A 10207-nucleotide genomic window follows, 5' to 3' on the forward strand; every position below is an offset into this window, starting at 1 on the left:
CGGCCTGGGGACAACATCCCCAGGCCGGTTTTCCTATCTCCCGGCCTCTCTGGCCGGAACTGAATCTTTTCAGGGAGCAGGATTTCATTATGAAAAACAAACTTCTTTTGGGCGTAGGAATCGCCGCCGGATACGTGCTCGGATCGCGGTCGGGCCGGGCAGCGTACGACAAACTCAAGGCCAGGGCCGCTGGCATCTGGGACAGCAAGCCCGTGCAGGACAAGGTTGCCGTAGCTACGGAGACCATCAAGGAAAAGGCTCCTGAAGTCGCGGACCAGTTGAGTGAGGCCGCCCGCCGGGCAGGTACGGTCATCGGCTCGGCGATGCACCGCGAGGGCGCCCCGGGTGAGAAGAAGTCACCAACGTCCGACGACGCCACCCCAGCCGGCGCTTCCGGCACCAGCGCTGCGGGTACTTCGGGCGGAGTCGGCGCTGCTGGAACTACCGGCACTCGTGTTGCCGGTACCCCGGGCGACGACGACCTTGGCGAGGGCCACATCCCCGCGCACAGTACGCACCCGGAAACCCAGAACCTCGGCACCTCGGACGAAACTGATTCGAAGTCCTAAACAGGCAGCTCCGGCGGCTTGCGGCAGAGCGGATTCCGCTTGACAACGCAATAGACGCCTGCCTGTGCTACAACTGAATGGCTTTGCTGGCCGTCGCGATCCTTGGGGGACGCGGCGGCCAGCGGCGTCTTGACCACTGAAGCGGGTATTCACCTCGACAGCTACTTGCCAGACGGCTCCGCGGCTATGTGGATAACCCGCTCAAGCTGGTACCGGCTTCGCGGGTTATCCACATAGCCGCTTTGGCCGACCATTTTGTCAGTGGTCCTTGGCAGAGTTGTCCCATGAAGGTGATGGGAAACCAGCTTGCAGAGTCCGGCGGCTATACCGCCCTGCTCCGCAATGCATGTTCCTTCCCTCCACCTGCCAAAACCGGAACAACAAGCTCTCCACATGCGTCAGGCACCCGGCCTGTCATCCCGGGCCACCTCTCTGCAGTGGCTGGCGAACGTACTCCGAAACCCGCTGCCGGGACTCATTCGCTCCCGGCATTGGCTGTTGATGGCGCCTCCGGACGTGCCGGGGAAGCAGCTGGGCAGCCACAAGCCGGGCTGGCAGGAATTGGGGACCTCCTCAATGCTGCGGCGATGGCTGCCCCGGATACCCTTGCGGCGGCCGGCTACGTCCAGGCTTCCGACTTCGCCGGCCAGGTTGAGGACCTCGCCCGGAGTATTGAATACCTGCAGCTACTCGCTGCCGGAGCTGTGGACCGGAGCCGAAGCGAAGCTGTCATCGCAGCGGCAGCCGCCCGGTCCACCCGGTCCCGGGGCTGGGTCACCGGGTGGGACAACGGCGTTGAAACACTCAAGGAGACAGACGCCGACTGGCCGCGCAGGGCCACAACGGGCGACGCGGACCCCAGCGACTCGAAATCTAACAGCCCCGCACCCAGCGACCCGACGCCCAGGGCAGCCACTGCGGCTGGAGGTATAGCCGTTCCCGCTGCGGAAACCGGGACCAGTGGCGTAGTGCCGGTCGTGACTTCGCCGGCCGACGACGGGTGCAGGAACACTGCGGAGTTCCTCCGTCTCAGGCTCCGGATCCCCCTGCGCGAGGCCCGCCGCCGCCTCGCACTCGCTGACCAGGCCCTGCCCGGGACCAGCCTCACGGGCGAACCCCTCCCACCGGCCCGGCCACACCTCGCTAGCGCCCTTTCCCCGGCAGCCACCCCACTCACGGCCGGGCCAGCCGATGGCGCAGCAACTCCTGAGGAAACAGGCGCGGATACGGGCAAAGACACGAACGAAGGTACGGACGAGGGCCTGAAGGGGGTCTCGCCGGAGCGGGCTTCAGCACCAGCGGTGTCCTCTTACGCCGGGACAATCATCACCGCTGCGCTGGACCGGATCCGGCATCACACCACTCCGGATGTCCTGGACCGGATTGAACACGATCTCACCGCCGCCGCGGCCGCCGCCGATCCCGACTTCGTAGCCCGGTTGGCCCAGCGCTGGACCGAGACTATCGATGCCGACGGCACCGAACCCACCGAGGAAGCCCTCCGCCACACCCAGGGCGCGTTCATCCGCAAACCCCGCCACGGCCTGCACCGCCTCGAAATCTTCGCCACCACAGACCAGTACGAACACCTCCTCACCGCCATGAACGCCGCCACCAACCCCCGCACTACCGTCTCCAACGGCGCCGGCGTACCCAACGGCGCTTGCGCCGACACCAACGCCGGTTCCGGTACAGGGACCGGGACAGACTCCGACGCCGGCGGCGGCAGGGGCAGGGCAAGTTGCAGTACAAGGGACATAGTCATCGGCGCCGTTAGCGGAGACGGAAGTGGGTCCGCGCAGGACTCTGCCTGGCACGACGCCGGCTCTGGGTCCGGCTGGGACCTGGAACGCCGCACCCGCCCCCAAAAACAACTGGATGGCATTATCAGCGCCGTCAAAGCAGGGCTCACCACCAATGCCCTGCCAATCACCGGCGGCAACCGGCCCCAGATCATTGCCACCATCAACTACAAGGACCTTTTCCCCCACCACCGCGACCCCTCCGGCGGTCTGGAATCAGGCCCGCGCGGCGCAGGCGAGGGTAGCGCAGGCACCGGCACCGGCAGCGTTATGGACCCAAGCATGGACGCAGGCGCGGGCACCGGTATGAACGCAGGCGCAGGCACCGGTATGAACCCAGGCGCACGCGCAGCCACCGGTATCGACGCAAGCATGCACACAGTTGCGGGCGTCGGCAGCGGCACTGGGACCCGCACGGACCTAAACACTGCGACCGGAACAGCACCCGGTTCCGCGTCGGGGAACTTCGTCTTTACCGGGCCAGTGGCCGTCGCTACCCTGCGCAAAATGGCCTGCGACGCCGACATCATCCCCGCAGTCCTGGGCACCCACGGCGAGATCCTGGACCTGGGACGCAAGACCCGCCTCTTTACCCCGGCCCAACGCCTCGCCCTCATTGCCCGCGATCAAGGCTGCACATTCCCCAACTGCACCATTCCCGCACCGTGGTGCGAAGCCCACCACATCACCTACTGGTCAAACGGCGGACCCACAGCTGCCAGCAACGGCGCACTTCTCTGTTCAGCGCACCACCACCTCGTACACAAAGAACTATGGACCATCACGTCCCGCCACGGAACACCCTGGTTCACGCCCCCGCCACACATCGACCCCCAGCAAAAACCGCAACAGAACCACTACTTCAGACCACCCCCGCCACCGCGGACACAGCGGGAGTAAGCGGACTCACAGCCTTGATATGTTCGATGAACCGGGCCCGAAGATGCATGTTTCCCGATAGTGTCTATCTCGATATTCCTCGAGATTATCTGCAGTTCACACCCACACGGACGGAAGAACCGGCATGCGCGCGTCAGCAGCCACTGTCTGGCAAGTTGTCCACTCCGAGAGGCGCCAACTGGCCGCTGATCTCTCGGGTTTGCCCGACGAACAGTGGAACCTCGCCTCACTCTGCCCAGGGTGGGACATTCATGATGTCCTGGCTCATATGGTGGATACGGCGCTAACCAGCCTGCTCTCGTTCGCCCGGGACTTGGTGATGGCACGCATGGACTTCGATCGTGCGAACGAGAACGGTATAGCCCGGGAGAAGCGGCAGGATCCAATGGACACGCTCAGTGCATTCAGGGAGGTTGTTGATTGCACGCGCACGCCGCCGGCAAACGTGGCTACACGTCTGGTCGAGGCCATTGTCCACGGCGAGGACATTCGCCGCCCCCTGGGCACGTCTGGGAGCTATCCACGGCACGCCATCGTACAGGCGCTCGCCTACCAACTGCGCACCCCTGTTTCTTTCGGCGGAGGACGCGAGCGTGCCGCGGGCTTGCTGCTGATCGACCGGAGTACCGGGGCTACCTGGGGGAAGGGAGACGACGTCGAGGCCGATCCTCTCGATTTGCTGCTCGCGGTCTCCGGGCGCCGGGTTGCCCAAGAGAGACTCGACGGCAGCGGCGCCTCCCGTCTCATCCGGGCAGCCGCTGGCACGTCGGCCTCAAATGAGCGTCGCCAGTGAGCACCGGCCGCGAGGGTGTCGGATGACGACACCGACGAGCGAGCACTTGTGGGCGCTGGCCCACACTGAGCGGGCCGCGCTGGCAAAAGACCTCTCTGGGCTCAGCCCGGAGCAATGGCAGCATCGCAGTCTCTGTGGGCAGTGGGACGTTGAGCAGGTTCTCGCCCATCTCACGGCCGCAGCCAGCCTGAACCAGTGGCAGTGGTTCCGCAGCATACTGGGCGCGCGTTTCCGGCCCGATGTCCACAACCAGCGCAGGCTGGCCGAGCACCGCGGCAGGACACCTGCCGAGACCCTCGAGCGCTTCCGCGCGGTAATCGGAAGTACCACGGCGCCCTCAAGCCACACTGCGGCCTACCTCGGCGAAGTCGTCGTGCATGCCCAAGACATCCGCCAGCCGCTGGGACTTCCCCGGACACCCAGCATCGAGGCTTTGACTGTCGTGGCCGATTTTTTTGCTGGACGAAACTTCACCGTGGAAAGCGGCACAATTGCGGCCGGCCTGCAGTTACGCGCTGATGATGGATCGTTCGCCGCGGGCTCCGGCCCGATGGTCACCGGTTCAACCCTCGCCCTGGTAATGGGCATGGCCGGCCGCAAGCCTTACCTGGACGAGCTTGCCGGCCCCGGCTTGCCCATCCTCCGGTCGCGGATCTAAGGCGGCGCAACTCGGCCTGCCACCGGCTAAGGACCTGGATTGATCAGTAAGACGGCGCACGGCGCCCTGGAACCCACCGGGAGCGTTTGCCACAAAGCGGCGCACCAACCACCACGGTCCCGTCCAGCCCATCAGAATGAACGGTACGGACGGTGAACCCTGCCCCAGCCACAATCCCGGCTGTCCGCCCGGACTGCTGTCCACTTGTCTCGATCAGCAGGTGGCCTTCAGGCAAGAGCCATTTGAGTGCCTCTGCTGCCACACGGCGATGAAAGTCCAACCCATCGTCGCCACCGTCCAGCGCTGCCCGTGATTCATAGAGGCGCGCTTCGGGCGGCATTGTTTTTATCGCCTCGGTGGGGACATAAGGCGCGTTGACGGCGAGGATCCGGACCCGTCCTTGAAGTCCCGGCGGCAGTGCTGCGAACAGGTCACCCTGATACACGCGGCCACCCACCGCGTCCACATTGCGGCGGGCACAGTTCACGGCGGCAGGATCAATATCGGCTGAGTGCAGTTCCGCCTCCGGGTACAGCCGGGCAATAACCGTACCCACCGCGCCCGACCCGCAGCAAAGGTCGACAACAACAGGGCGGGGTGACAACGGCCGATCCCGCCGCAGCAGGCTTACCGCTTGGTGAACCAGCAGTTCTGTCCTGCGCCGTGGCACAAAAACTCCCGGGTCCACGGCGATCCGTTCCCCGCAGAAGTCCGCCCACCCAAGAATGTGTTCCAGTGGCATGCCGGAAACGCGGAGGTCCACCCATTCGGCGAGTGCTTCGGAGTCCGGCGCCTCGGCTACCAGCAACTGCGCTTCGTCTTCCGCGAAAACGCAGCCCGCTGCCCGCAGGGCGGACACAATGGGAGCAAGGGTATGGGGCACGGCAGGCGCATCGTAAGTTCGCATCATCATCCCTTCTCAAGGGCCTGCAGCCAATGGCGTGGCTGGAGGCCAATGTTAGTGGGCAAGTGCACCGCAAAGCATCCATTTGTTGGCAGGATGGACCCATGACTTTGCCTGCCCAGCACCCCGTTATTTGGACCGGTACCTACACCCCCGACGGAGGAGGCCGTGCTGACGGAATCGGCGCCCTGGCCGCTAACCCTGACGGACGCCTCGAATGGCTGGGGACTGCGACGAAGACGGACTCGCCGTCGTTCGTTGCCGTTCATCCCACCCTGCCTGTGGTGTACGCAGTGGCCGAACAGCGCAAAATGGTCCGTGCTTTCCGCCGCTCAGGCGACTTCGGGCTGGAGCCCCTGGGCGATCCGCAACCCGCCGGAGAAGCAACGTGCCATGTCGCTGTGGACCGGCAGGGCCGGTTCGTCACGGTAGCCTGCTGGGGCGACGGCCAGGTCCTGCTCTTCGAACTGGATGCCGACGGCGGGATGACCGGCCGTTTCCCTGCTGCGCCGTCGGTGGACCCCCACGCAAGCCTGAATCCGGGTGAGTCCCGGCAGAGCCGCGCCCACGCAAGCCTGATGCTGGCAGACGGGCGCATCATGACGACGGATCTGGGCCACGACACCCTTCGGGTGTGGAACTACGTGCCGGGCACGGGCCTTGTGGCCGACCACGAAGTTGTCCTCCCCTTCGGCAGTGGCCCCCGGCACCTGGTGCAGCACCAGGACGGAAACGTGTTCGTGGTGTCCGAGTACTCCGTTGAAGTGTTCATCGTGAGGCCGGATGCGGGGACATTCGAGCTGGTCTTCCGGGGTCCGGCAACCTCGGGCGGCAGCCTCCCCGACGACTCCGGCGCGGAAATCTGTCTCGGCTTCCAAGGTTCCTACGCGTACGTGGGCGTTCGTGGGTCCAACGTCATCAGCGTGCTCAAGGTTGGTGCCGGCGGGACGGAACTGGTTCCCGTCAAGGACACACCCAGCGGTGGAAACTGGCCGCGTCACCACCTGGTGAGGGGTAACTGGCTCCATGTGGCCCATGAGCGGTCAGACAACGTGGCCACCTTTGCGCTGGATGCCCTCACGGGCTGCCCGGGAGAAGTAGTCCACGATCTCCAGACCCCCTCGCCCACCGCCCTGGTGCCTGCAAGCTAGGGCCCCCGGGCAGGCGGCTGCCAAGCGCTGCCGCATTCCGGGCGGGTCGGCGGGGCCGGCGTGCGCGGGCGGGAGAAGTACCAGCTGGACTGGGATGGTCCCGCACAATCGCTGGAGTTATTCGGTGCAAGCGCTTACAGTTGTGACGTGCCTCACGGAAAGGCTGGCTTTCCTGTGAACCGCACTCCTCCTTGCCGCCTGTTTTCCCTCGGCAAGCCTGAACAGCAGCGACGCTCCCAGGAAGGTCTCACACCTTGTCACTCCGCACCCATCCCAGCGTGTCCGCGCGCCCCCGCCAATCCGCTCCTCCACCGGCTGCCCGCACTTCCCTTCAGACCACCGCCTTCCGTTCAGCCGCCGGGCTGCTGGCCGCCGCCGTCGCCGTTGCAGCGGCAGTCCTCCCCGCCCACGCCGCACCTGGCCCCAAGGACCCCGGCACGGCGTCGGCCTTCCATTCACTTCGCGCTCCCGTCACGGACGAGAACTTCTACTTCGTCATGGCTGACCGCTTCAGCAACGGGACCACCGCAAATGACGACGGCGGACTGGGCGGCGACCCCATGGTTTCCGGATTCGACCCCACCAAAAAGGGGTTCTACAACGGCGGAGACCTGGCCGGCCTGCTGGACAAAATCGACTACATCCTCAACTACACCCGCATCTACGGCGAGGCTGCGGCTGAAACCAAGACGTCGGAGTCCGGCACGCTGACGGTTACGGTCCCGCCGCTCTCCGCTGTGGTGTACCAGTCGTCAGGGCGGATCCCGCGCTCCAAGGCCGCGCCCGCCGTCGTCCTCCAGGACCCGGCAGCGGCTCCCGGTGACAACGGGCGCCTCAGGGTGACGGCCGACGTCGGCGGTTCCTCATTCTATGAGGTCACCTTTGAGGCCAGGACGGCAGGCGGCGAGTGGGTGCCCATCGGCACGGACGACACCGCGCCCTACCAGGTCTTCCACGACGTGGCCGCGCTGGACGCCGGCACGCCCGTCGAGTACCGCGCCACCGTGCTGGACAACGGCGGGCACACCGCCACCTCGCAGCCACGTGCGGCAAGCGTGGCGGCTCCCATCGTGACGCTGGACAAGCCCGCGGAGGGCAGCAGCGCCGAAGGCCAGGTGGAGCTGAGTGCCACCGTGGACCCCGAGAAGGCAAGCCACACAGTTACCTTCGAACGGAGCGTGGCGGACGCCGCCTGGACCGAGGTGGCCACTGATGATTCTTCGCCCGTGTACTCGGCAAAGGACGACGTCTCCGGGCTCGATGACGGCACCAAGGTGGCCTACCGTGCCACCTTGAGCGGCCCCGGCTTCAGCGTGGCCAGCGAAACCCGGACCGTGACGGTGGGCGAAGCACCGCAGCCGGATTCCGTGACGGTGGCCGGTTCCCTGAACCAGGCAATGGGTTGCGCCGAACGCTGGGACCCGGCATGTTCCCAGGCAATGATGGCACTCGACCCCGCGGACAAGATCTGGCGGCTCACGGTGGATCTTCCTGAGGGGCAGTACGAATACAAGGCAGCGCTGAACGGCGGCTGGGACGAGAACTACGGTTCCGGCGGCGCGCTCGACGGGCCGAACATCACGCTGGACCATCCCGGCGGCCCGGTGACGTTCCGCTACGACAACAGCACCCGCCTGCTCAGCGCCGTCTACGCCTCACAGCAGCCCGGTGCCGTAGCGGCTGCCGGGAGCATGAACAGTGAGCTTGGCTGCGCCACGGACTGGGAGCCGGCCTGCGACCAGGCACAGCTTAAGCTCGATCCGGCTGACCTCGTGTGGAAGCTGTCCGCACCGGCCCTGCCCGCCGGCACCTATGAATTCAAGGCCGCCCTGGACCGGTCCTGGAATGTCAGCTACGGCGCGGGCGGTGCGTCGCCGGGTGCCAACATCGTGTTCGAGCACGACGGCGGCCCGGCCACCTTCCGCTACGACCACTTCACCCACGTGATCACGGCGGGTTAGGGAATCGGTTCCAACACAACGCGGGGTCACTTCCGGCCCATCCAGAGCATCGGATGGGCCGGAAGTGGCCCCGCGTTTCTGTGTGCGGCAACATGCTGCTGGCGGACAGTTAGCTCCGCAGGGCCCCTTCAACCGCTGCCAACAGCGTGTTGAAGCGCTGGTTGCCGGGAAGATCGTCAAGGAACACCGGTTTACCGTCCGGCCCGCCCAACGGGACCTGCCAGTTTGGATACAGCGCTTCGGTGGTGCCGGGCTGGTTCTGGACCCGCCGCTCCCCCACCGCGTCCACAAGGGCGACACCCAGCAGGACCGACGGCGTCTGGGTGAGCAGGAGGTGCAGCGCCTCGATGGTTTGCTCTTCCGTCTCCGCTTGCCCGCCCGCGGTTGTCCCGGGCAGGTAGCCACGTTCCCGGACCAGGGCGAGCATCTTCTCCAGGGACGCGTTGTGATCCGCGCGTTCCTCCGCCTCGGACCGCTCCAGCAAACCCAGGCCGCTGCGCAGCGCCACATGGTCCCCGGCGAGGTAACCGGCTGTAGGCGGAAGGTCGTGGGTGTTGACGCTGGCGAGGGCCTGCGTCCGGTACTTTTCGGGCGCAAGGGGGGAGTCGCCGTCGTACTCGAACCAGAGGATGGACGTGCCCAGGATGCCGCGGGCAGCGAGGTAGTCCCGCACCCATGGCTCGAAGGTGCCCAGGTCCTCGCCGATCACTACGGCCCCGGCACGCTGTGCCTCCAGGGCGAGGATGCCGATCAGCGCCTCATGGTCGTAGCGCACGTACGCGCCATCGCCCGGAGCATTACCCACCGGGATCCACCAGAGCCGGAACAGGCCAAGGATGTGATCCACCCGGATCCCGCCCGCATGCCGCAGGACCGTCGCCAGCATGTTCCGGAACGGGATGTAGCCGGCCTCGGCCAGGCGCGCCGGATGCCATGGGGGCTGTCCCCAGTCCTGGCCCTGCTGGTTGTACATGTCCGGCGGGGCGCCCACGCTGGTGGCGGGAGCCAGCACGCCGCGCAGTGTCCAGGCGTCGGCGCTGCTGTGGTCCACGCCTACGGCGAGGTCGTGAACCACCCCAAGCCTCATGCCGGAACGCAGCGCAGCCCTCTGGGCCTCTTCGAGCTGCTCGTCGCAGATCCACTGCAGCCACCGGTGGAATCCGATCTGGTCCCGCAGCTTTTCCCGCAGCACCTCGGCCTCCGGGGTGCCCAGCGCGCAGGCGGGGTCGGTCCACAGCGGGTCATCCGGCGCGAGGTCCTCCCGGATGGCGGACCACAGCGCGAAATCGTCCAGTCCCTGCCCGGAGATCCGGCAGAACTCATCGAAGGCAGCCTGCCGGGCCGGGGAGCGGCGAGCGTGGTAGAGCATCTCCAGGGCCTGGAGTTTGGCCGCGTAGACGGCGTTCCGGTCCAGCCGCGCGCCATCCTTGTTCAGCCCGGACACTTCCTCCCGGAGCTTCTCCACCGCG

Annotated in this window: 7 protein-coding genes and 1 pseudogene; 6 read left to right on the forward strand and 2 right to left on the reverse strand. The window is 66.3% G+C overall.

The window, feature by feature from the left end; translation table 11 throughout:
- The first annotated feature begins 89 nt into the window (after positions 1-89).
- The 4 genes from ACKAE7_RS10765 (at position 90) to ACKAE7_RS10780 (ending at position 4722) form a co-directional block, all read left to right on the forward strand.
- A complete protein-coding gene (locus ACKAE7_RS10765; RefSeq protein WP_188810192.1) occupies positions 90-569 on the forward strand; it encodes a YtxH domain-containing protein in 480 nt (159 codons plus the stop codon).
- A 587-nt stretch (positions 570-1156) separates the two neighbouring features.
- Complete coding sequence (locus tag ACKAE7_RS10770; protein WP_408979142.1) at positions 1157-3271, forward strand: HNH endonuclease; 2115 nt, start codon at positions 1157-1159, stop codon at positions 3269-3271.
- A 124-nt stretch (positions 3272-3395) separates the two neighbouring features.
- On the forward strand, positions 3396-4064 hold the full coding sequence (locus ACKAE7_RS10775) for a maleylpyruvate isomerase family mycothiol-dependent enzyme (protein ID WP_408979143.1): 669 nt from the start codon (positions 3396-3398) through the stop codon (positions 4062-4064).
- A 22-nt stretch (positions 4065-4086) separates the two neighbouring features.
- Positions 4087-4722, forward strand: a complete 636-nt coding sequence (locus tag ACKAE7_RS10780) for a maleylpyruvate isomerase family mycothiol-dependent enzyme (RefSeq protein WP_408979144.1) — start codon at positions 4087-4089, stop codon at positions 4720-4722.
- Positions 4723-4765: 43 nt separating this feature from the next.
- On the opposite strand, the gene ACKAE7_RS10785 is transcribed toward ACKAE7_RS10780, so the two are convergent.
- Entirely contained in the window at positions 4766-5629 is an 864-nt protein-coding gene (locus ACKAE7_RS10785) for a putative protein N(5)-glutamine methyltransferase (protein WP_408979145.1), read from the reverse strand.
- A gap of 101 nt (positions 5630-5730) precedes the next feature.
- On the opposite strand from ACKAE7_RS10785, the gene ACKAE7_RS10790 reads away from it, so the two are divergent.
- Entirely contained in the window at positions 5731-6777 is a 1047-nt protein-coding gene (locus tag ACKAE7_RS10790; RefSeq protein WP_408979146.1) for a lactonase family protein, read from the forward strand.
- Between the two features lie 647 nt (positions 6778-7424).
- Positions 7425-8738 (forward strand): annotated as a pseudogene (locus ACKAE7_RS10795) (alpha-amylase); the annotation flags it as partial.
- A gap of 109 nt (positions 8739-8847) precedes the next feature.
- On the opposite strand, the gene malQ reads toward ACKAE7_RS10795, so the two are convergent.
- On the reverse strand, positions 8848-10207 hold a 1360-nt coding region (gene malQ / locus ACKAE7_RS10800), incomplete at its 5' end, for a 4-alpha-glucanotransferase (protein WP_408979147.1).

Origin of the sequence: Pseudarthrobacter sp. NKDBFgelt (genome assembly GCF_046097905.1) — a bacterium.
GTDB classification, from domain to species: Bacteria; Actinomycetota; Actinomycetes; order Actinomycetales; family Micrococcaceae; genus Arthrobacter; species Arthrobacter polychromogenes.

Bases quoted from the DNA above. Each gene is read 5' to 3' on its own strand.
- ACKAE7_RS10790 (WP_408979146.1), top strand. From the start codon at position 5,731: ATGACTTTGCCTGCCCAGCACCCCGTTATTTGGACCGGTACCTACACC.
- ACKAE7_RS10770 (WP_408979142.1), top strand. From the start codon at position 1,157: ATGGCTGCCCCGGATACCCTTGCGGCGGCCGGCTACGTCCAGGCTTCC.
- ACKAE7_RS10780 (WP_408979144.1), top strand. From the start codon at position 4,087: ATGACGACACCGACGAGCGAGCACTTGTGGGCGCTGGCCCACACTGAG.
- ACKAE7_RS10785 (WP_408979145.1), bottom strand. From the start codon at position 5,629: ATGCGAACTTACGATGCGCCTGCCGTGCCCCATACCCTTGCTCCCATT.
- ACKAE7_RS10765 (WP_188810192.1), top strand. From the start codon at position 90: ATGAAAAACAAACTTCTTTTGGGCGTAGGAATCGCCGCCGGATACGTG.
- ACKAE7_RS10775 (WP_408979143.1), top strand. From the start codon at position 3,396: ATGCGCGCGTCAGCAGCCACTGTCTGGCAAGTTGTCCACTCCGAGAGG.